Annotated in this window: 18 protein-coding genes; 10 read left to right on the plus strand and 8 right to left on the minus strand. The window is 57.4% G+C overall.

Going from position 1 to position 20,385, the window contains the following annotated elements; genetic code table 11:
- The first annotated feature begins 7 nt into the window (after window positions 1-7).
- From fhuC to fhuB, 3 genes are read left to right on the plus strand one after another with little or no spacing between them, the layout of a single operon-like run.
- Window positions 8-802 (plus strand): Fe3+-hydroxamate ABC transporter ATP-binding protein FhuC, encoded by a 795-nt coding sequence (gene fhuC / locus RT657_RS06290; RefSeq protein ID WP_313653145.1) that lies wholly within the window; start codon window positions 8-10, stop codon window positions 800-802.
- A 9-nt stretch (window positions 803-811) separates the two neighbouring features.
- Complete coding sequence (gene fhuD, locus RT657_RS06295; protein ID WP_313653218.1) at window positions 812-1,690, plus strand: Fe(3+)-hydroxamate ABC transporter substrate-binding protein FhuD; 879 nt, start codon at window positions 812-814, stop codon at window positions 1,688-1,690.
- On the plus strand, window positions 1,690-3,669 hold the full coding sequence (gene fhuB / locus RT657_RS06300) for a Fe(3+)-hydroxamate ABC transporter permease FhuB (RefSeq protein ID WP_313653146.1): 1,980 nt from the start codon (window positions 1,690-1,692) through the stop codon (window positions 3,667-3,669). Before fhuD ends, fhuB begins: the two co-directional genes overlap by 1 nt.
- Window positions 3,670-4,015: 346 nt before the next feature.
- Here fhuB and hemL read toward each other — a convergent pair whose 3' ends face one another.
- Window positions 4,016-5,296: a glutamate-1-semialdehyde 2,1-aminomutase gene (gene hemL / locus RT657_RS06305; protein ID WP_313653147.1), complete on the minus strand. Its 1,281-nt coding sequence runs from the start codon at window positions 5,294-5,296 to the stop codon at window positions 4,016-4,018.
- 203 nt (window positions 5,297-5,499) lie between these two features.
- On the opposite strand from hemL, the gene erpA reads away from it, so the two are divergent.
- On the plus strand, window positions 5,500-5,847 hold the full coding sequence (gene erpA, locus RT657_RS06310) for an iron-sulfur cluster insertion protein ErpA (protein ID WP_111140272.1): 348 nt from the start codon (window positions 5,500-5,502) through the stop codon (window positions 5,845-5,847).
- Between the two features lie 30 nt (window positions 5,848-5,877).
- Here the strand turns inward: erpA and RT657_RS06315 are convergent, their stop codons facing one another.
- The 3 genes from RT657_RS06315 to mtnN form a co-directional block, all read right to left on the minus strand.
- Window positions 5,878-6,123: a hypothetical protein gene (locus RT657_RS06315; protein WP_313653148.1), complete on the minus strand. Its 246-nt coding sequence runs from the start codon at window positions 6,121-6,123 to the stop codon at window positions 5,878-5,880.
- A 121-nt stretch (window positions 6,124-6,244) separates the two neighbouring features.
- On the minus strand, window positions 6,245-7,039 hold the full coding sequence (gene btuF, locus RT657_RS06320; RefSeq protein ID WP_313653150.1) for a vitamin B12 ABC transporter substrate-binding protein BtuF: 795 nt from the start codon (window positions 7,037-7,039) through the stop codon (window positions 6,245-6,247).
- Complete coding sequence (gene mtnN, locus RT657_RS06325) at window positions 7,032-7,730, minus strand: 5'-methylthioadenosine/S-adenosylhomocysteine nucleosidase (protein WP_313653151.1); 699 nt, start codon at window positions 7,728-7,730, stop codon at window positions 7,032-7,034. Before mtnN ends, btuF begins: the two co-directional genes overlap by 8 nt.
- A 92-nt stretch (window positions 7,731-7,822) precedes the next feature.
- Here mtnN and dgt point away from each other — a divergent pair, with 92 nt between their 5' ends.
- The 3 genes from dgt to RT657_RS06340 all read left to right on the plus strand — a co-directional run bounded on the left by dgt (window position 7,823) and on the right by RT657_RS06340 (window position 12,222).
- Window positions 7,823-9,313: a dGTPase gene (gene dgt, locus RT657_RS06330; protein WP_313653152.1), complete on the plus strand. Its 1,491-nt coding sequence runs from the start codon at window positions 7,823-7,825 to the stop codon at window positions 9,311-9,313.
- Window positions 9,314-9,447: 134 nt separating this feature from the next.
- The gene (gene degP, locus RT657_RS06335) at window positions 9,448-10,881 is read left to right on the plus strand and encodes a serine endoprotease DegP (protein ID WP_313653153.1); all 1,434 of its coding nucleotides are present in this window, start codon (window positions 9,448-9,450) and stop codon (window positions 10,879-10,881) included.
- Between the two features lie 183 nt (window positions 10,882-11,064).
- Window positions 11,065-12,222, plus strand: coding sequence for a CdaR family transcriptional regulator (locus RT657_RS06340; protein WP_313653154.1), 1,158 nt, complete (start codon window positions 11,065-11,067; stop codon window positions 12,220-12,222).
- 59 nt (window positions 12,223-12,281) lie between these two features.
- Here RT657_RS06340 and RT657_RS06345 read toward each other — a convergent pair whose 3' ends face one another.
- The 4 genes from RT657_RS06345 to map form a co-directional block, all read right to left on the minus strand.
- Complete coding sequence (locus RT657_RS06345; protein WP_313653155.1) at window positions 12,282-12,674, minus strand: DUF3461 family protein; 393 nt, start codon at window positions 12,672-12,674, stop codon at window positions 12,282-12,284.
- Between the two features lie 224 nt (window positions 12,675-12,898).
- Window positions 12,899-13,723 carry a 2,3,4,5-tetrahydropyridine-2,6-dicarboxylate N-succinyltransferase gene (gene dapD, locus RT657_RS06350; RefSeq protein ID WP_128084917.1) on the minus strand — a complete coding sequence of 275 codons (825 nt, stop codon included), beginning with the start codon at window positions 13,721-13,723 and terminating at the stop codon, window positions 12,899-12,901.
- 83 nt (window positions 13,724-13,806) lie between these two features.
- Complete coding sequence (glnD, locus tag RT657_RS06355; RefSeq protein WP_313653156.1) at window positions 13,807-16,461, minus strand: bifunctional uridylyltransferase/uridylyl-removing protein GlnD; 2,655 nt, start codon at window positions 16,459-16,461, stop codon at window positions 13,807-13,809.
- Between the two features lie 66 nt (window positions 16,462-16,527).
- Entirely contained in the window at window positions 16,528-17,322 is a 795-nt protein-coding gene (gene map, locus RT657_RS06360; protein WP_313653157.1) for a type I methionyl aminopeptidase, read from the minus strand.
- Window positions 17,323-17,638: 316 nt separating this feature from the next.
- Here map and rpsB point away from each other — a divergent pair, with 316 nt between their 5' ends.
- The 3 genes from rpsB (at window position 17,639) to pyrH (ending at window position 20,279) form a co-directional block, all read left to right on the plus strand.
- Window positions 17,639-18,364 (plus strand): 30S ribosomal protein S2, encoded by a 726-nt coding sequence (gene rpsB, locus RT657_RS06365; RefSeq protein WP_009091997.1) that lies wholly within the window; start codon window positions 17,639-17,641, stop codon window positions 18,362-18,364.
- Window positions 18,365-18,544: 180 nt separating this feature from the next.
- Window positions 18,545-19,396 (plus strand): translation elongation factor Ts, encoded by an 852-nt coding sequence (gene tsf / locus RT657_RS06370; protein WP_313653159.1) that lies wholly within the window; start codon window positions 18,545-18,547, stop codon window positions 19,394-19,396.
- A 157-nt stretch (window positions 19,397-19,553) separates the two neighbouring features.
- Window positions 19,554-20,279, plus strand: coding sequence for a UMP kinase (gene pyrH, locus RT657_RS06375; RefSeq protein ID WP_128084920.1), 726 nt, complete (start codon window positions 19,554-19,556; stop codon window positions 20,277-20,279).
- Window positions 20,280-20,385: the final 106 nt, after the last annotated feature.

The raw sequence follows: 20,385 nt of genomic DNA on the forward strand, positions 1-20,385 counted from the left end.
AATAACCATGCTGTATCCTCACGCAGAAGCGTCGACCTTTACCCTGAAAAACGCCGGTTTTGACGTGCCAGGCCGTACGCTGCTTCAGCCACTGTCGCTGACCTTTCCGCCGGGCAAAATGACGGCGCTGATTGGTCATAACGGCTCGGGCAAGTCGACGTTGCTGAAAATGCTGGGCCGCCATCATACCGCCAGCCATGGCAAGGTTCTGCTGAATCAGCAGCCGACAGAAGCCTGGAGCAGCAAAGCCTTTGCCCGCGAGGTCGCCTATCTGCCGCAGCAGTTACCGGCAGCGGAAGGGATGACGGTTCGCGAACTGGTGGCTATAGGCCGCTATCCCTGGCATGGCGCACTGGGACGCTTTGGGCAGGAGGATCGCGACAGGGTGGAAGAAGCGATTGCCCAGGTCGGGCTGAAGCCTTTTGCCGGACGGCTGGTGGATAGCCTGTCCGGCGGCGAGCGCCAGCGTGCCTGGCTGGCGATGATGGTGGCGCAGAACAGCCGCTGTCTGCTGCTGGATGAACCGACATCGGCGCTGGATATCGCTCATCAGGTCGAGGTGCTGGCACTGATAAAAACGCTGAGTCAGCAACGGGGTTTAACGGTGATTGCCGTACTGCACGATATCAATATGGCCGCGCGCTACTGCGATCATCTGGTGGCACTGCGTCAGGGAGCGATGATTGCCGACGGTGACGCAGACGCCATTATGCAGGCTGACGTGCTGGCGGCGATTTATGGCATCCCGATGGGCATTCTGCCGCATCCGCAGGGCGGCGCGCCGGTCAGTTTTGTCTGTTAAGGAAGTATGATGCCCGATCTTTATCGCCGCAGGCTGATGCTGGCGCTGGCGGCCTCGCCGCTGTTTTGTTCCATTCCCCTGCGTGCCGCTACGCCCCAGGCTGGCCGCATTATCGCGCTGGAGTGGTTACCCACCGAACTTCTGCTGGCGTTGGGTATTACGCCTTATGGGGTAGCCGATCTGCACAACTACAACATCTGGGTTGGCCAGCCACCGCTTCCCGCTGGCGTCATCGACGTGGGTCTGCGTACCGAGCCTAATCTTGAGCTGATGGCGCAGATGCAGCCCTCCCTGATCCTCTGCTCCAACGGCTATGGCCCCGCAAAAGATAAGCTGCAGCGTATTGCGCCAGCCATGGGGTTTGACCTCCACAGCGGCGACGGTAAACCCTTTACCGCCGCCCGGGCCTCGCTACGTCAGCTGGCGGCGCGTCTGGGCATAAGCGAACGGGCGGAGCAGCATCTGCGCGAAGTTGATGCGCAGCTGGCGGCGGCGCGTCAGCGTCTGGCGCCCTATGCCGGCCGCACGATCCTGCTGATGACGCTGCTCGACAGCCGTCACGCTATCACCTTTGGCAAAAACAGCCTGTTTCTGGAGGTGATGAGCCTGCTGGGCCTGAAAAATGGCTGGCATGGCGAAACCAGTTTCTGGGGCAGTGCGGTGATCGGTATCGAACAGCTGGCACAGCTGGGCGACGTTGAGGCGATCTGTTTCGATCACGACAACGATATGGAGATGCAGCAACTGATGCGCAGCCCGCTGTGGCAGGCGATGCCGTTTGTGCGCAGCGGACGCTTTCAGCGTGTACCAGCCGTCTGGTATTACGGTGCCACACTCTCGGCGCTGCACTTTGTTCGCGTGCTGGAACACGCGCTGGAGAAACCCTGATGCGTGACGCTCTCTTTCCTGCGGGCCTGCTCAGCCTGCTGTTCGTGCTGGCGCTGAGCCTCACGCTGACAACGCTGCATGGGGCGCTGCCGCAGGCGGAATGGTGGCAGGCGCTCTGGTCACCGGCCGTCGATAACCTGCCGCAGATGGTGTTTCACTACAGTCTGCTGCCGCGTACGGTGCTGGCGCTGCTGGTGGGCGCCGGGCTGGGCCTGGCCGGTCTGCTGTTTCAGCAGATCCTGCGCAATCCGCTGGCGGAGCCGACCACGCTGGGCGTCTCTTCCGGCGCCCAGCTGGGCATTACCGTTGCCACGCTGTGGCATCTGCCGGGCGGCATGCTGGCGCAGCAGTTTGCGGCGCTGAGCGGCGCGCTGCTGGTGGGCGCCCTGGTCTTTGGCGTGGCCTGGAACAGGCGGCTGTCGCCGGTCACGCTGATCCTGGCCGGGCTGGTGCTGAGCCTTTACAGCGGCGCGGTCAATCAAATTTTTGCGATTTTTAACCATGACCAGCTGCAGAACATGTTTCTCTGGAGCAGCGGTGCGCTGAATCAGATGGGCTGGGAGAATGTGCAACAGCTCTGGCCGCGTCTGCTGCTGGCGTTTGTCGTGGCGCTGGCGCTGCTGCGTCCGCTGACGCTGATGGGGCTGGATGACACTGTGGCGAAAAACCTGGGTCTGGCCCTCTCTGTCGCCCGGATTGGCGGGCTGGGGCTGGCGATTCTGCTCAGCGCACAGCTGGTAAATGTCGCCGGCATCATTGGTTTTATCGGGCTGTTTGCGCCGCTGCTGGCGAAGCTGCTGGGGGGGCGGCGGCTCATCAGCCGGATGGTGCTGGCCCCGCTGACGGGTGCGCTGCTGCTCTGGCTGGCGGACAGTTGCGTGATGTGGCTCAGCCAGCATGGGCGCGATATTCCGACTGGTACGGCCACGGCGCTGCTCGGTGTGCCGATCCTCCTGTGGCTGCTGCCGCGCCTGCGCACCGGCTCTGTGCCACCCGCGCTGAATCAGGGCGACAGGGTGCCCGCCGAACGGCAGAACCTGCTGCGCTGGCTGCTGATCGCGCTTATTGTCCTGGGCCTGCTGATATGGGCCGGTCTGGCGTTCGGGCGCGATGCGCTGGGCTGGCGTGTCGCAGCCGGTGAGATGCTGCACTCCTTGCTGCCGTGGCGTGCTCCTCGGGTGCTGGCCGCGCTGGTGACCGGTCTGATGCTGGGCGTGGCCGGGAGCCTGATCCAGCGGCTGACCGGCAACCCAATGGCCAGTCCGGAAGTGCTGGGCATCAGCTCCGGAGCCGCCTGCGGCGTGGTTGTCATGATGTTTTTTGTACCTGGTGATGCGGTGGTCTGGCTGTTGCCCGCCGGTGCGCTGGGGGCGGCGCTGACGCTGCTGGTGATCATGACGGTAGCCAGCCGGGGAGGCTTTACGCCGGAGCGGTTGCTGCTGGCGGGCATGGCGCTCAACAGTACCTTTGTGACCCTGCTGATGCTGCTGCTGGCCAGCGGCGATCCGCGGATGGGCGGGCTGCTGACCTGGATTTCGGGGTCGACCTATAACATCAGCGGGACGCAGGCGATACAGAGCGCACTCTGTGCTCTGCTGCTGGTGGGGCTGGCACCGCTGGCCACGCGCTGGCTGACGCTGCTACCGTTGGGCAGTGCGACTGCGCGGTCGGCTGGTCTGGCGTTAACGCCGGCACGGTTGAGTCTGCTGCTGCTGGCTGCCGCGCTCACTGCAAGCGCAACCCTGACTATCGGCCCGCTGAGTTTCGTCGGCCTGATGGCGCCGCATCTGGCGCGGATGCTGGGTTTCCGGCGAGCTTTACCGCAGCTGCTACTGTCGGGGCTGCTGGGGGCTGGATTGATGGTGCTGGCTGACTGGTGCGGGCGGATGCTGGCGTTCCCGGATCAGATTCCGGCCGGGCTGATGGCGACATTTTTAGGTGCGCCGTACTTTATCTGGCTGCTCAGGCGCTCGGGTTAAGAGGAAAACGCAGGCTGGTTTAAGAGAGCGGCCCGATCCAGAGCAGGGGGAATCTGACAACAACGAAGAAGCGCAATGCGCAGGGAATCGGGTCTGAAGCGTCCCGCCGCCCGGAAAAACGCCAGGCGCGTTTATAAACAACGCAAAACGCTGGCTCGTTTACGGGTGCATTTGATGGATGAGGTGCGTAATCGCGCGGGCCAGGCAAGTCATGGACGACGGCTTTCGTGGCATCCCGGTCTGACCCTGTTTCCTGTGCCTGCACTCTCTCACACCAGAGCGGGGCTAACCTTATCAATAACAAAAGACCGGCTGCTGCCGGTCTTTGTCTTTAACGTTGTCGATATTACAGCTTCGCGAAGCAACGACGCGCGGCGTCCACGGTGTGCTGAATATCTGCTTCGCTGTGGGCCAGCGACATAAAGCCCGCTTCATAGGCTGAGGGCGCAAAGTAAACGCCTTCTTCCAGCATCAGGTGGAAGAAGGTTTTAAAACGCTCCACGTCGCAGCGTGTCACATCCGCGTAACAGGTCACGCTGTCAGCTTCGGTGAAGAAGAGGCCGAACATGCCGCCAACGTGGTTAATCACCAGCGGGATGTTCTGCTGTTGTGCGGCCTCGCGCAGACCTTCTGCCAGCTGGCGGGTCAGGGCATCCAGTTTCTCATGGGTGCCCGGCTGCGCAATCTGCGACAGGCAGGCGTAGCCCGCAGCCATCGCGATGGGGTTACCGGAGAGCGTGCCCGCCTGATAAACCGGCCCGGTCGGGGCCAGCGCGGCCATGACGTCGCGACGGCCACCGAAGGCGCCGACCGGCATTCCGCCACCGATGATCTTTCCAAGGCAGGTCAGATCGGGACGCACGTTGTAATGCGCCTGGGCACCGCCCAGCGCGACGCGGAAACCGGTCATCACCTCATCGATTATCAGCAGCGCACCGAACTCATCACAGATCGCACGCAGACCCGGCAGGAAGTCGGGCTGAGGCGGAATGCAGTTCATGTTGCCGGCAACCGGCTCCACAATAATGGCCGCGATATCATCAGGATATTGCGCAAAGGCGCTGCGCACTGAGTCGAGATCGTTAAAGGTGCAGGTCAGAGTATGCTTCGCGAAATCGGCCGGAACGCCCGGCGAGTTTGGCTGACCCAGCGTCAGGGCGCCGGAGCCGGCCTTCACCAGCAGGTGATCGGCGTGGCCGTGGTAGCAGCCTTCAAACTTAATGATTTTATCGCGGCCGGTAAAGCCACGCGCCAGGCGGATGGCGCTCATGGTCGCTTCGGTGCCGGAGTTCACCATGCGCACCATCTCCATGCTGGGCACCAGTTCGCACACCAGCTGCGCCATCGTCACTTCCATTTCGGTCGGTGCGCCAAAGCTCAGCCCGCGCTGAGCGGCTTCAATCACCGCATCGCGGATTGTGCTGTTGTTATGGCCCAGCACCATCGGTCCCCAGGATCCGACATAGTCGATATAGGCTTTACCATCGGCGTCATAAAGGTAAGCGCCGTCAGCATGTTCAATAAACAGCGGAGCACCACCCACACCGGTAAATGCGCGTACTGGCGAGTTTACCCCACCCGGGATCAGGCGTTGTGCCTCGGCAAACAGTTGTTCGGACTTACTCATTTTCGGCTCCAGCGGTTCAGAAAAATATTGCCCTATTCTACGGAAGAGGGGCAGCAGACGAAAGGCGGATTCACCCGCAGCGCCCTTAAGCAGGCGGAAAGCGGCACAGAGTGCGAAGGGCAGAGCTTGATTGCGCTGAGGTGCTGACTGATAATAGCGTAATTGAGGTCGTTTTCTGACCTGGGCGTTTACCGGAGTAAAACATGAGTGATGAAGTAGCAGCACTGCCGTTGCAGTTTACCGACGCCGCAGCCACCAAGGTGAAGAACCTGATTGCCGACGAAGAGAACCCGGCGCTGAAACTGCGCGTCTATATCACCGGTGGCGGTTGCAGCGGTTTCCAGTATGGCTTCACCTTTGATGACCAGCTGAACGATGGCGATATGACGATTGAAAAGCAGGGCGTCTCCCTGGTCGTTGACCCGATGAGCCTGCAGTATCTGGTGGGCGGTTCGGTGGACTACACGGAAGGTCTGGAAGGTTCGCGTTTTATCGTGACTAACCCCAATGCCAAAACCACCTGCGGGTGTGGTTCCTCTTTCAGTATCTGATGATGCAGGCCGTCATCCTGACGGCCTCACTTACCACTCGACCGTAATCAACCGCTGACGCTGCGTCACGCTTCCCTGAAGCTGACTCTCCGTCACGCGCGGCAGTGCCTGCGGCTGTCTGCCACAGGCGATCTGCGGCGCGGACTGGCGCGGAGTCGTGCTGATTTCACAGCGTGAATAGATAACAAGTCTGGCACCGATAGAGCCATTTATCGATCCCGCAATCGCCGTACCGGCGAACGATAGCCCTATGGCCAGCAGCAGTGCTCTGGTCATAATCAGTTCCTGGTGTCGTAAAGGCGCATAAGCGCTGAAAGGACGGCGAGCATACGTGGCGCATCCGTCTCTGCTGTTAATTAACGGCAAACACCACAGGGACTTTAGTTAATTCCAGAATTTACGGGTCAGGATGCAGGGCCGCACAGAGCTGCCGGGCCGCCAGCAGCAGGCGCGGGCCTGGCCGGCTGATCCAGTCTTCGTTAATGGCGATCACCGGGATGCTGAGCTGTGGCCGCCAGAAGGCGCGGATGTTCTCCGCCTGCCGGGCGCTGCCCGCGATCACAATCGCCTGCGGATGGCGCATCAGTACCTGTTCGCGGCTGACCTGCGGCCAGCTGACGCGACTTTTTGCAAAGATATTGCTGCCACTGCATAACCGGATGACCGCATTCTGCAGCGTGGCACCCGAGGCCGTAAACAGCGGCTGCTGACCAAACTGCAGAAAAAGCGGAATGACGGTGAGATGGCCATAGCGCTGCCGCAGCGCAGTTGCCTGCTCACGCAGCTGCTGTGCAGCATGGACGGCCTGCGCCGGATCAGGACTCCAGCGGCCCAGCCCGGCCAGCGCCGTGAACATCTCATCCAGCGTCTGCGGATCGATCCATTTCACGGTCACGCCGAGCTGTTGTAGCTGATCAATCTGACGCTGCGGATTGCCTCCGCGCCAGGCCAGCACCAGATCGGGCTTTAGCTGCAGAATACGTTCGGCCCGGATACCCTGCCAGTCAGCAACCTGTTCAATCTGTTTCGCCTGCGGCGGATAGTCGGACCAGGCGCTGACTGCAATCGGGGTGATCCCGGCTGCAAAGGCGAGTTCGGTCAGGTGAGGCGCGAGGGTGATAACACGGGGCGGGGAAGCCAGCAGGCTGCCGCTGAATAGCAGCAGCCAGCAGAAGAGCCACGTTTTAGCCACGCGCCAGATGCGCCAGCAGGTTCTCCACCATCAGCGAAGATTGCTTCGCCGCAACGCTTAAGAACTCATCGAAGCTGAGGTGAGATTCCTGATCGGCGACATCGGAGATCGCGCGCACGACCACGAAAGGCACCTGGAACTGATGGCAGACGTGGCCGATTGCGGTTGCTTCCATTTCAACGGCAATGGCCTGCGGGAACTGATGACGAATACGCGCCAGCGGCTCCGCACCGTTAATAAAGGCATCACCACTGACCACCAGACCGCGCACGGCATTCAGGTTCAGCTGCGTGATGCAGGCTTCTGCCGCGGCGACCAGCGTACTGTCGGCAACAAACGCGGCCGGACAACCCGCCATCTGACCCGGCTCATAGCCAAACGCGGTGACGTCAGCATCGTGATAGCGTACCTCTTCGGATACCACGATATCGCCGACGCTGAGTGAAGAGGCTAAACCGCCCGCCGAACCGGTGTTGATCACCACGTCGGGTTTGCAGAGCTGCAGCAGCAGCGTGGTACCCAGCGCGGCAGAGGTTTTACCAATGCCCGATTTCAGCAGTGCCACCTCAACGCCCTGCAGGGTGCCGGTATAAATTTCACAACCCGCCAGCGACAGCGTTTGACGGTTTTCAATTTTGTCGCGCAGCAGGGTGACTTCCTGCTCCATCGCGCCAATGATGCCTGCTTTCATAATGAGTTCCGCTAATGTAAAGAGTCAAAATTTAGGGCATAGTCTAGCATGGCAATCCGGGGATTAATTCACGAAAAAGTCAGGGGTAATTTATGTCGGCGATCAATTTCAGGAAGAAGATCAGCTTCTCGCGCCCTTATACCAGTCGAAAAGATCCGGAAGGCGAATATTACATTACGCGTCATTTTGAGAGCGACCGCGGACGCATTATCAACTCAGCGGCTATCCGCCGCCTGCAGCAGAAAACTCAGGTCTTTCCACTGGAACGCAACGCTGCCGTCCGCTCCCGCCTGACGCACTCGCTGGAGGTACAGCAGACCGGGCGATATATCACCAAAGAGATTCTGCAGACGCTGAAGATGCAGGGCGGACTGGCGCAGTATGGGCTGGATGAACTGGAAGGGGCATTTGAAAGCCTGATCGAGATGGCGTGTCTGCTGCATGACGTCGGCAATCCGCCGTTTGGCCATTTCGGCGAGGCGGCCATTAACGACTGGTTTGAAGAGAATCTTGCCGCCGAACTGGTGGACCCGCTGGTGGCGGGCGTGGAAGGGGAGGCGCAGCGCAGAGCATTTGATCAACTCAACGCCATGATTCGTCAGGACCTCTGTCATTTTGAGGGCAACGCACAGGCTATCCGTATGGTGCACACGCTGCTGCAACTCAATCTTAGCTATTCTCAGGTCGCCTGTATCCTGAAATATACCGCGCCCGCCTGGTGGCAGGGTGAAAAGCCCGCCGAATTTAGTGTATTAATGAAAAAGCCGGGGTTTTATCTCTCCGAGCAGGATTATATTGCTGACCTGCGCGCCGCCACCAATATGGAAGAACATCACCGTTTTCCGCTGACCTATATAATGGAAGCCGCCGATGATATCTCCTACTGTATTGCCGATTTGGACGATGCTGTAGAAAAAGATATCTTTAATGTTGAAAGTTTGTATGAGTTTCTGAATAAAGCCTGGGGCCCGGTTAAAAATAATGATGCCTTCAGCCGGACGATTGGTGAAGCCTGGCGTGAAGCCTGCAGTAAAAAACGCCGCAGCCGCAGCGATCAATTTTTTATGTCATTACGCGTAAATGTTCAGAGCGTGCTGGTAAGCTACGCAGTAAAACGTTTTGTCGATAATCTGCCAGCGATATTCGCGGGAAGTTTCAATCATGCGCTGCTGGAAGATGAGGGAGAAGAGGGACGACTGCTGCAACTGTTCAAGACCGTCGCGCGCCAGCAGGTGTTTAATCACTCCGAAGTCGAGCAGCTGGAGCTGCAGGGCTATCGGGTGATTAAGGGCTTACTGGAGATCTATGCGCCACTGATGCGCCTGAATTATGAAGCCTTTACCACGCTGATAAATGAAGATTTCCTGCGCCAGCACCCTATTGAAACCCGGCTTTTCCATAAGCTCTCCGGCAAACATCGCAAAGCCTATCTGCATAAAATGCGTAACCTGGTCGTGGAACATAAATATCAACGGCTGTTGTGGGAGCGTTATTATCGTTTCCGGCTTATTCAGGACTATATCAGCGGCATGACCGATCTCTATGCCTGGGATGAGTACCGGCGACTGATGGCCGTAGAATAAGCCGCCGATTGTAAAGAGCGCGAATAAATTTTTACCTTTGGCTAAAACTTTTAAAGGAACTTCGCGCTAAAACATTTATCTCACCTTTCGACCACAGCAATGGTCTGAACAGTAATCTTATTGAGAAATGAAAAATGAAAACAAAGAACTTAATGTTAAGTGCGCTGGCCCTGAGCCTGAGCATGGCACTCGCCCCTGTTACTGTTTCTGCTGCACAAACGGCCTCATCTGATAGCCAGCAGCAGCCAAGCCTGGCACCTATGCTGGAGAAGGTGATGCCTTCTGTGGTCAGTATCAGCGTCGAGGGAACTACCACGGTAAAAACCCCGCGTATGCCACAACAGTTTCAGCAATTCTTTGGCGATAACTCGCCTTTCTGTCAGGACGGTTCTCCGTTCCAGAGTTCCCCTATGTGCCAGAGCGGCGAGGGGGGCGGTGCGCCCGCACCTGATACGCAGCAGGAAAAATTCCGTGCGCTGGGATCGGGCGTTATCATTAATGCCGAAAAAGGCTATGTGGTGACGAACAACCATGTGGTCAACAATGCGACCAAAATTCAGGTGCAGCTCAGCGACGGTCGCCGTTACGACGCTAAAGTGATTGGTAAAGATCCCAGCTCAGACATCGCGCTGATCCAGCTGAAAGATGCGAAAAACCTGACCGCAGTGAAAATCGCTGACTCCGATAATCTGCGCGTGGGTGACTACACCGTGGCGATCGGCAACCCTTACGGACTGGGCGAAACCGTGACGTCAGGTATCGTCTCGGCACTGGGCCGCAGCGGCCTGAATGTGGAAAACTACGAAAACTTTATCCAGACGGATGCGGCGATCAACCGCGGGAACTCCGGTGGTGCACTGGTTAACCTTAACGGTGAGCTGATCGGCATCAACACCGCCATTCTGGCGCCGGACGGCGGTAACATTGGTATCGGCTTCGCTATTCCGAGCAACATGGTGAAAAACCTGACGGCTCAGATGGTCGAGTTTGGTCAGGTGAAACGCGGCGAACTGGGTGTGCAGGGGACAGAGCTGAACTCCGAACTGGCCAAAGCAATGAAAGTGGATGCGCAGCGCGGCGCCTTTGTCAGCCAGGTACTGCCAGATTCGGCGGCGGCAAAAGCGGGGATTAAAGCGGGTGACGTCATCGTCTCAATGAACGGCAAACCGCTGAACAGCTTCGCGTCACTGCGCGCCGAAGTGGGTTCACTGCCGGTAGGCACCACGCTGAAACTGGGTCTGCTGCGCGACGGCAAGCCGGTCGATGTCTCCGTCCAGCTGCAGCAGAGCAGCCAGGCGAAAGTACAGTCCGCCACCATTTATACCGGCATTGAAGGGGCTGACCTCAGCAATGTGGAAACCGGCGATAAAGGGGTCCGCGTGGATAACGTGAAACCAGGCAGCGCCGCAGCACGCATCGGCCTGAAAAAGGGCGATGTGATCCAGGGCGTTAACCAGCAGGTTGTCACAAACCTGGGTGAACTGCGCAAAGTGCTGGATACCAAACCTTCCGTGCTGGCGCTGAACGTGAAACGTGGTAACAGCAGTATCTATCTGCTGATGCAGTAACGGTACATCTCTCACTAACAGGCGGACGGCGGTCCGCCTTTTTTATGTCTGCGCCTTACCCTGCCAGAGTGTGATACTGACCGCACTTTCAGTAAATGCCTCCCCGGCTCTGTGCAACTGCACAATGCTCTGCGCCGGGCGCATGCGTATTCTGTTTCTCCCCCTCTTTATCAGGAGTAATGGATGGCAACCTATCACCTTGATGCCCGGCTGGCACAGGATATCGTGGCACGCACCATGAAGATTATTGACAGCAACGTCAACGTGATGGATGCGCGTGGCCGGATCATCGGCAGCGGTGACCGGGAACGGATTGGAGAGTTGCACGAAGGTGCGCTGCTGGTGCTTTCGCAGGGGCGGATAGTCGATATCGATGAGGCGGTGGCTAAACATCTTCATGGTGTGCGGCCTGGCATTAACCTGCCGCTGCGGATCGATGGCGACATCGTCGGCGTGATTGGCCTGACGGGGGAGCCGGTAGCATTACGTCACTACGGCGAGCTGGTCTGTATGACGGCGGAGATGATGCTGGAACAGGCGCGGCTGTTGCATCTGCTGGCGCAGGATAGCCGTCTGCGTGAGGAGCTGGTGCTGAACCTGATCCGCAGCGATACCCTGTCACCGCAGCTGACCGAATGGGCGCAGCGGCTCGGCATCGATCTCAATCAGCCGCGCGTGGTCGCGGTGCTGGAGATTGACAGCGGTCAGCTTGGCGTCGACAGTGCGATGTCGGAATTACAGCAGCTGCAGACCCTGCTGACGACACCCGAGCGCGATAACCTGATCGCTATCGTATCGCTGACGGAGATGGTGGTGCTGAAACCCGCCCTGAATGCCCATGGCCGTTACGATCAGGAGGACCATCGCCGTCGCGTCGAACAGTTACTGCAGAGAATGAAAGAGAGCGGGCACCTGCGGATGCGCATTGCGCTGGGTAACTTTTTCAGCGGCCCGGGCGGTATTGCGCGCTCCTACCGGACGGCCCACACGACGATGATGGTTGGCAAGCAGCGGATGCCTGACGTGCGCAGCTACTTTTATCAGGACCTGATGCTGCCGGTGCTGCTCGATAGCCTGCGCGGCGGCTGGCAGGCAAACGAACTCGCCCGGCCGCTGGCGAAACTTAAAAGCATGGATAACAACGGCCTGCTGCGCCGTACGTTGATCGCCTGGTTCACTCATAATGTTCAGCCGGGTGCCACGGCGCGCGCGCTCTTTATTCATCGTAATACGCTGGAATACCGGCTGAACCGGATTTCTGAGCTGACCGGGCTTAATCTTGGCCAGTTCGACGATCGGCTGCTGCTCTATGTGGCGTTGCAGCTGGATGAGCAGGGATAGGGAAGAGGCACAGTCATAAAAAAGGCCAGCAATGCTGGCCCTGTCTGTCGGCGCGAAAATTAACGACCGTTGCGGGTTAATTTTTCCAGGTCCGATTCGATTTCAGTGATTTTGTGGGAGACCACGCTCTCCAGGTGACGCAGGTCATCCAGGATTTTGCGTTTCAGATCGACTTCAACCTGATCGCGCTGGCAAATCTGGTCCAGTTCATCGATGACATAACGCAGGTTCGGGCTGATCTCCTGCACTTCTTTGTAGCCCTGCGTCGCGTGATCGGCCACAACCGTTTTGCGCTGGCGCGGATATTTGAATTTAACGCTCTTCGCGAAAAACTCGCCTTTGTCTTTGCGGAAGTAAATTTTCAGAATGTCGTTGCTGGCTTCCTGACGCAGGCTGTAGCGGTCGATATCGTCCGGATTACTGATTCCTAAGCTTTTCAGATTGTCATACATAGCGTTGTTTCCATCAAAAGTGAGAAGCGCGCAGTTTTGTTCATGACGTCAGACAACTGTAGACATAAAGCAGCGGGATGAACATTGCGCGACAGGATTTAACTGGCGCGGATTATGACCTGGATGAAAACTAAACGCACCCGATCATTCGCGACGCGAAGCAGGCTGTTACGGAGGGATTGTAAAGAAAAGATGACGGGCTGGTTTCCAGCCCGTCACGAAGATTAGTCGATGGTGCGCAGCAGTTCGTTGATGCCGGTTTTGCTGAGGGTTTTCGCATCCACCTTCTTCACAATCACGGCACAGTAGAGGCTGTAGCTGCCATCTTTGGAGGGCAGGTTACCGGAAACCACCACTGAACCGGCAGGAACGCGGCCATAATGTACTTCGCCGGTTTCACGATCGTAGATTTTGGTGCTCTGACCGATATAGACGCCCATTGAGATCACTGAGCCTTCTTCAACAATCACGCCTTCGACGATTTCAGAGCGTGCGCCGATGAAGCAGTTGTCTTCAATGATGGTCGGGTTAGCCTGTAGCGGCTCCAGTACGCCGCCGATACCGACACCGCCAGAGAGGTGAACGTTTTTACCGATCTGCGCACAGGAGCCCACGGTCGCCCAGGTGTCCACCATGGTGCCTTCATCCACGAACGCGCCGATGTTAACGTAAGAAGGCATCAGTACGGTGTTGCGGGCGATGAACGCGCCCTGACGCACTGCCGCAGGCGGCACCACGCGGAAACCGGCCTCTTTGAAGCGCGCCTCGTCCCAGCCCGCAAACTTCATCGGCACCTTGTCATAAAAACGGGTTTCAGCGCCTTCCATCACCTGGTTGTCATTGATGCGGAAAGAGAGCAGTACTGCTTTCTTCAGCCACTGATGCGTTACCCACTCGCCGTCGATCTTCTCAGAAACGCGCAGTGCACCGCTGTCCAGCAGAGAGATCACCTGGTTGATGGCATCACGGGTTTCGCTGTCAACGCTGGTCGGGGTGATGTCAGCGCGACGTTCGAAGGCGGATTCAATAACGCTCTGTAACTGTTGCATATTTTTTTCCTGATCTGTCATGTACGATGCCGGGCAAGACCCCGGCACAAGTAAAAAGATAAATGTTTACCGGTCGGGTCGGGTCACACTTTATCGTTTGGATTAAGGGCCTCTGTCAACCGTTGTTGCAACGCTTTGCGCATTTCTTCGTTCAGCGCCTGCCGTTCGCTGTTGGCCAGAATAAACAAATCTTCGACCCGCTCGCCAATGGTGCTGATGCGCGCGCCATGCAGTGAGACACCCAGATCGGCAAAGACTTCTCCGACCCGTGCCAGCAGGCCGGGCTGATCCAGCGCCACCAGCTCCAGATAGCTGCGCCGGTCGGTGTGCGTTGGCAGGAAATTGACTTCGGTATCCACGCTGAAATGTTTAAGCCGGGCCGACGGACGGCGGGTGCGTGGCGGCACCCACTCGGACTGGGTTATTGCCTGTTCCAGCGCCTGAATAATCATCGGGTGACGATCAGGCGAAAGCGGACTGCCATCCGGCTCCAGCACAATAAAGGTATCCATCGCCATGCCATCGCGGCTGGTAAAGATTTGGGCGTCGTGCACACTAAGGTTGCGGCGGTCCAGCTCACCGGCGACGGCAGCAAACAGATGCGGCCTGTCAGGACTCCAGATAAAAATTTCCGTTCCGCCACGAGTGGCATGCGGGCTGACCAGCACCAGCGGTTTTTTCAGATCGTGACCCAGCAGGTGGCGGGCATGCCAGGCGATCTGATTCGGGGTATGGCGCAGGAAATAGTCGGCGCGGCAGCGATTCCAGATCTGATGCAGCCGCTCTTCATTGATATTATCCATACGCAACAGTGCCAGCGCCTGCAGGCGATGATGACGTACCCGCTCGCGCAAATCCGGACTGTTTTCCATGCCACGCCGCAGCTGCTTCTCGGTGGCGAAAAACAGTTCACGCAGCAAGCTCTGCTTCCAGCTGTTCCAGAGGCTTTCGTTAGTGGCGCAGATGTCGGCGACGGTCAGACAGACCAGATAGCGCAGCCGGTTCTCATTCTGCATCACCTCGGCGAACTGCTGGATCACCGTCGGATCCTGAATATCGCGCCGCTGCGCCGTCACCGACATCAGCAGGTGGTGACGGACCAGCCAGGCCACCAGCTGCGTTTCCCGCGAATTCAGACCGTGCATTTCTGCAAAGTCGAGCGCATCCTGCGCGCCGAGAACAGAGTGGTCGCCGTTGCGCCCTTTGGCAATGTCATGCAGCAGGGCGGCCATCAGCAGCAGCTCCTGCTGAGGCAGACGCGGCCAGAGCTCAACGCACAGCGGATGCTGTGGCCGGGTCCCTTCACTGGCAAAGCTTTCCAGCTTCTGCAATACCCGAATGGTGTGCTCATCAACGGTGTAGGCGTGAAACAGATCGAACTGCATCTGTCCGACAATCTGGCCCCACAGCGGCGTATAGGCCCACAATACGCTGTGGCGATGCATCGGCACCAGCGCCCGGCTGACCGCGCCGGGATGACGCAGAATCGACATGAAAGTGCGGCGTGCCTCCGGGATCTGACACAGCGGCTGACTGAGATGACGACGCGCATGGCGCAGATGGCGCAGGGTGGTGGAGTAGATACCTTTAATGCTGTCGTTGCGCACCATGACGTAGAACATGCGCAGAATAGCCTGCGGCTCGCGTCTGAACAGCGTTTCGTCGCGCAGGTCGATTAAGTCGCCGCGCAGCTGGAAATCGTCATCGACAGGGCGGGGCTTTTCACTGGTAGAGAGCGCCAGAATCGCCTCATCAAACAGTTGCAGCAGCATCTGATTCAGTTCGCCGATGCGCCGTGTGACGCGATAAAAGTCCTTCATCATTCGCTCAACCGGCTCATTGCCTTCACCCTGGTAGTTCAGGCGCTGTGCCACACTGAGCTGGCGATCGAACAGCAGGCGGTTGTCGTAGCGTGGCAGGGAGAGGTGCAGGGCAAAGCGGATGCGCCAGAGAAACGCCTGACACTCATTGAGTTCGCTGCGCTCCGCATCGGTGAGAAAACCGAAGCCGACCATCTCATCCAGCGTGGTGGCACCGAAATGACGTCGGGCGACCCACTGCAGCGTATGAATATCCCGCAGGCCGCCGGGGCTGCTCTTGATGTCCGGCTCCAGATTATAGCTGGTGCCGTGATAACGCTTATGGCGCTCCTGCTGCTCCTCCGTTTTGGCCGCAAAAAAGGAGGAGGAGGGCCAGAAGCCGTCGCTGAAGATATTCTTCTGTAACTCAAGGAACAGCGCCACATCGCCGGTAAGCATCCTGGACTCAATCAGGTTGGTGGCAACGGTGAGATCAGAGAGCCCCTCCAGCAGGCACTCTTCCAGCGTGCGGACGCTGTGGCCCACTTCCAGCCGCAGATCCCACATCAGCGTCAGCAGCGCGCTGGTACGCTGCGCAGCCTGTTCATCCAGCGGCTGGCGGCTGAGGATCAGGACATCAATATCTGAAAGCGGATGCAGTTCGGCGCGGCCATAGCCGCCTACGGCAACCAGCGCGATCGCTGGCATCTCCGCAAAGCCAAAAAAGCGCCACAGGCGGCACAGCAGCCGATCGATAAACAGCGTGCGTGCATCAATCAGCGACTCCACCGCTTCACCCGCATCAAAGGCGGCAGCCAGATGCTGCTGAAACTGTTCCAGCCGCAGCTTCAGACTGTCGCGGGTCAGCTGGTCGTCACTCCATCCGGCCGGGGAATTGGCCAGACCGCTCTTCACATCTTCCGACAGACTCACGCTCATGCAGCTCTTCTCTTTTTTAGCCAAAAAAAAGCCGGCTCAGCGCCGGCTTGATCTGTAATCGGGGAATTACCCTTCGGCGACGAGCACAGCAGGCAGCGTGTCATCTTTACGCAGGGTTAAAATCTCACAGCCGTTTTCCGTCACCACAATAGTATGCTCATACTGCGCGGACAAGCTGCGATCTTTGGTTTTTACCGTCCAGCCATCTTTCATGGTGCGGATGCGGTAATCGCCGGCGTTGACCATCGGCTCGACCGTAAAGGTCATGCCCGCCTGCAGCACCACGCCGCTGTCATCGGCATCGTAATGCAGCACCTGAGGCTCTTCATGGAACCCCTTGCCAATGCCGTGGCCGCAATATTCCCGCACCACGGAGAAGTCGTTCGCTTCCACAAACTTCTGAATCGCGCGGCCCAGCTCGCGCAGGCGGATGCCGGGCTTAATCAGACGCAGGGAAAGATAGAGGCTCTCCTGAGTAATGCGGCACAGGCGCTCGCCCTGGATCGTCGGCTTACCCACGATAAACATCTTAGAGGTGTCGCCGTGGTACTCATCTTTGATAACCGTGACATCGATATTAACGATATCGCCATCTTTTAACGGGCGATCGTCGCTCGGGATGCCGTGGCACACCACTTCATTCACCGAAATGCAGACTGATTTTGGAAAGCCGTGATAGCCGAGACAGGCAGAAACCGCCTGCTGCTTTTGCGTGATGTGCTCGTGGCAGATGCGGTCCAGCTCACCGGTTGTCACACCCGGCTGAACGTGGGGTTCGATCATCTCCAGCACTTCGGCGGCCAGTCGGCCGGCAACGCGCATTTTTTCGATTTCTTCAGGGGTTTTGATTGAAATTGCCATTAAATTAATCCGCATTTGTCGAAAATTTCGACAATAATGAACTCTGTGCTGTCATGTTAGCAGCCCGTAAATGGGCTGCCAAATAGAGAACGCACTGGCCCCGGCCCGCGATCATTTATTGGCGTCCCCGGGCTGGTTGTGGTATAAAGCGCGCCGACGATTCTCTGTATGACCGTTTCGGTCAGCAGGAAACGCATAACTCTCATTATGTGTAATAAAACACACATGTATCGACACATACGCCGGGGTGCCTTGAAAGAGGTCGGTCGTATGGGATACATGGAGGCCCAACCCCAATCAAAATTCAGAGGTAATCATGGCAACTGTTTCCATGCGCGACATGCTCCAGGCGGGTGTTCACTTCGGTCACCAGACCCGTTACTGGAACCCAAAAATGAAGCCATTCATCTTTGGTGCGCGCAACAAGGTTCACATCATCAACCTTGAGAAAACTGTCCCTATGTTCAACGAAGCGCTGGCTGAGCTGAACAAGATCGCTTCCCGTAAAGGTAAGATCCTGATCGTAGGTACCAAACGCGCTGCTGCTGAAGCGGTAAAAGAGTCTGCACTGAGCTGCGACCAGTTCTTCGTTAACCACCGCTGGTTAGGTGGCATGCTGACTAACTGGAAAACTGTTCGTCAGTCAATCAAGCGTCTGAAAGATCTGGAGACTCAGTCTCAGGATGGTACTTTCGATAAGCTGACCAAAAAAGAAGCGCTGATGCGTGCGCGTGAGCTGGCCAAGCTGGAAAACAGCCTGGGCGGTATCAAAGACATGGGCGGTCTGCCAGACGCGCTGTTTGTTGTTGATGCCGATCACGAACACATCGCAATCAAAGAAGCAAACAACCTGGGTATCCCGGTATTTGCTATCGTTGATACCAACTCTGATCCAGATGGCGTTGATTTCGTTATCCCAGGTAACGACGATGCGATCCGTGCTGTAAGCCTGTACCTGAATGCCGTTGCGACTACCGTTCGCGAAGGTCGCTCTCAGGACCTGGCTGAGCAAGCTGAAGAAGCGTCTTTAGAAAACGCTTAATAAGGTTTGCTCTGCATAAGAGCCCTTAGCATTCAGATGTGATCTGTAAGGGGCCGATACTGGCCCCTTTATTTTATCTAAGTCTGTCACGCTCCCTACCGGACGGCGGGACAGAAAAATTTTCCGCAAATAAGTGTCTGCTGGTGCATACGCACACAGGCACGAACCGAGGATTCTGGAATGGCTGACATTACCGCTGCATTGGTAAAAGAACTGCGTGAGCGTACTGGCGCTGGCATGATGGATTGCAAAAAAGCGCTGACTGAAGCGAACGGCGACATTGAGCTGGCGATTGAGAACATGCGTAAGTCTGGCGCAATCAAAGCAGCGAAAAAAGCAGGTAACGTTGCTGCTGATGGCGTAATCAAAACCAAGATCGTTGGCGACTACGGCGTGATTCTGGAAGTAAACTGCCAGACTGACTTCGTTGCAAAAGATGGCGGTTTCCAGGCCTTCGCAGACAAAGTTCTGGATGCAGCTGCTGCCGATCGCGTGACCGACGTTGAAGTCCTGAAAGCGCAGTTCGAAGAAGAGCGCGTTGCACTGGTTGCTAAAATCGGTGAGAACATCAACATCCGTCGCGTTGCAATCCTGGAAGGCGCAGAGCTGGGCAGCTACCTGCACGGCGCACGTATCGGCGTTCTGGTTTCAGCAACCGGCGCAAACGAAGATCTGATCAAGCAGATCGCGATGCACGTTGCAGCAAGCAAGCCTGAATTCGTTAAGCCAGAAGACGTTTCTGCTGACGTGGTTGAGAAAGAGTACCAGGTTCAGCTGGACATCGCGATGCAGTCTGGCAAGCCAAAAGAGATCGCTGAGAAGATGGTTGAAGGCCGTATGAAGAAATTCACCGGCGAAGTCTCTCTGACCGGTCAGGCTTTCGTTATCGACCCAAGCAAAACCGTTGGCCAGGCGCTGAAAGAGCAGGGCGCTGACGTCATCAACTTCATCCGCTTCGAAGTGGGTGAAGGCATCGAGAAAGTTGAGTCTGACTTTGCTGCAGAAGTTGCAGCCATGTCCAAACAGTCTTAATGCTCTGAAAGAACCGCCAGATGGCGGTTCTTTTTTGTCTGTGCACCGCAACAGGCTCGTTTTCAGTTTCATCCCAATAGCAATTTCATCGCGGTAAGCGGATGATCGATCAGAATTTACTTCTCTTTTACACCCAATCTTCCAGGAAGAACTGACCATGGCGACCAACGCAAAACCTGTTTATCAACGTATCCTGCTTAAACTCAGCGGTGAAGCCCTGCAAGGCGCTGAAGGTTTTGGTATCGACGCGAGTGTGCTTGACCGTATGGCACAAGAGGTAAAGGAGCTGGTTGAACTGGGCATCCAGGTTGGTGTTGTGATTGGCGGGGGTAACCTGTTCCGTGGCGCAGGCCTGGCACAGGCGGGAATGAATCGCGTCGTGGGCGACCACATGGGTATGCTGGCAACCGTTATGAACGGTCTGGCGATGCGTGATGCGCTGCACCGCGCCTATGTGAATGCACGCCTGATGTCAGCGATTCCACTGAATGGCGTCTGTGACAACTACAGCTGGGCAGAGGCGATCAGCCTGCTGCGCAATAACCGCGTGGTGATTTTCTCCGCCGGTACCGGCAACCCGTTCTTCACCACGGACTCGGCGGCGTGTCTGCGCGGCATCGAGATTGAGGCGGACGTGGTGCTGAAAGCGACCAAGGTCGATGGCGTTTACTCTGCTGACCCGGTGAAAAACCCGGACGCAACCCTCTATGAGCAGCTGACCTATGCCGAAGTGCTGGATCAGGAGCTGAAAGTGATGGATCTCGCGGCCTTTACCCTGGCGCGCGACCACAAATTACCTATCCGTGTTTTCAACATGAACAAGCCTGGCGCGCTGCGTCGCGTCGTCATGGGTGAAAAAGAAGGCACCCTGATTACGCATTAATACCCGAGGCGAGATAAAATAAGGTATATTCTGTCAGCGCGATGACAATGCATCGCGCACCAGTCAGGATTATCGATAATTATCGATCCCGCTTCCGGTGATGCCG

It is taken from the genome of Pantoea sp., assembly GCF_032114055.1.
GTDB lineage: Bacteria > Pseudomonadota > Gammaproteobacteria > Enterobacterales > Enterobacteriaceae > Pantoea.

What these genes read in the sequence shown, in the direction of transcription:
- map (WP_313653157.1), bottom strand. Translation starts at nt 17,322, where the DNA reads ATGGCAATTTCAATCAAAACCCCTGAAGAAATCGAAAAAATGCGCGTT.
- degP (WP_313653153.1), top strand. Translation starts at nt 9,448, where the DNA reads ATGAAAACAAAGAACTTAATGTTAAGTGCGCTGGCCCTGAGCCTGAGC.
- RT657_RS06345 (WP_313653155.1), bottom strand. Translation starts at nt 12,674, where the DNA reads ATGTATGACAATCTGAAAAGCTTAGGAATCAGTAATCCGGACGATATC.
- RT657_RS06340 (WP_313653154.1), top strand. Translation starts at nt 11,065, where the DNA reads ATGGCAACCTATCACCTTGATGCCCGGCTGGCACAGGATATCGTGGCA.
- fhuB (WP_313653146.1), top strand. Translation starts at nt 1,690, where the DNA reads ATGCGTGACGCTCTCTTTCCTGCGGGCCTGCTCAGCCTGCTGTTCGTG.
- erpA (WP_111140272.1), top strand. Translation starts at nt 5,500, where the DNA reads ATGAGTGATGAAGTAGCAGCACTGCCGTTGCAGTTTACCGACGCCGCA.
- glnD (WP_313653156.1), bottom strand. Translation starts at nt 16,461, where the DNA reads ATGAGCGTGAGTCTGTCGGAAGATGTGAAGAGCGGTCTGGCCAATTCC.
- hemL (WP_313653147.1), bottom strand. Translation starts at nt 5,296, where the DNA reads ATGAGTAAGTCCGAACAACTGTTTGCCGAGGCACAACGCCTGATCCCG.
- pyrH (WP_128084920.1), top strand. Translation starts at nt 19,554, where the DNA reads ATGGCGACCAACGCAAAACCTGTTTATCAACGTATCCTGCTTAAACTC.
- dgt (WP_313653152.1), top strand. Translation starts at nt 7,823, where the DNA reads ATGTCGGCGATCAATTTCAGGAAGAAGATCAGCTTCTCGCGCCCTTAT.
- RT657_RS06315 (WP_313653148.1), bottom strand. Translation starts at nt 6,123, where the DNA reads ATGACCAGAGCACTGCTGCTGGCCATAGGGCTATCGTTCGCCGGTACG.
- dapD (WP_128084917.1), bottom strand. Translation starts at nt 13,723, where the DNA reads ATGCAACAGTTACAGAGCGTTATTGAATCCGCCTTCGAACGTCGCGCT.
- mtnN (WP_313653151.1), bottom strand. Translation starts at nt 7,730, where the DNA reads ATGAAAGCAGGCATCATTGGCGCGATGGAGCAGGAAGTCACCCTGCTG.
- fhuD (WP_313653218.1), top strand. Translation starts at nt 812, where the DNA reads ATGCCCGATCTTTATCGCCGCAGGCTGATGCTGGCGCTGGCGGCCTCG.
- rpsB (WP_009091997.1), top strand. Translation starts at nt 17,639, where the DNA reads ATGGCAACTGTTTCCATGCGCGACATGCTCCAGGCGGGTGTTCACTTC.
- tsf (WP_313653159.1), top strand. Translation starts at nt 18,545, where the DNA reads ATGGCTGACATTACCGCTGCATTGGTAAAAGAACTGCGTGAGCGTACT.
- fhuC (WP_313653145.1), top strand. Translation starts at nt 8, where the DNA reads ATGCTGTATCCTCACGCAGAAGCGTCGACCTTTACCCTGAAAAACGCC.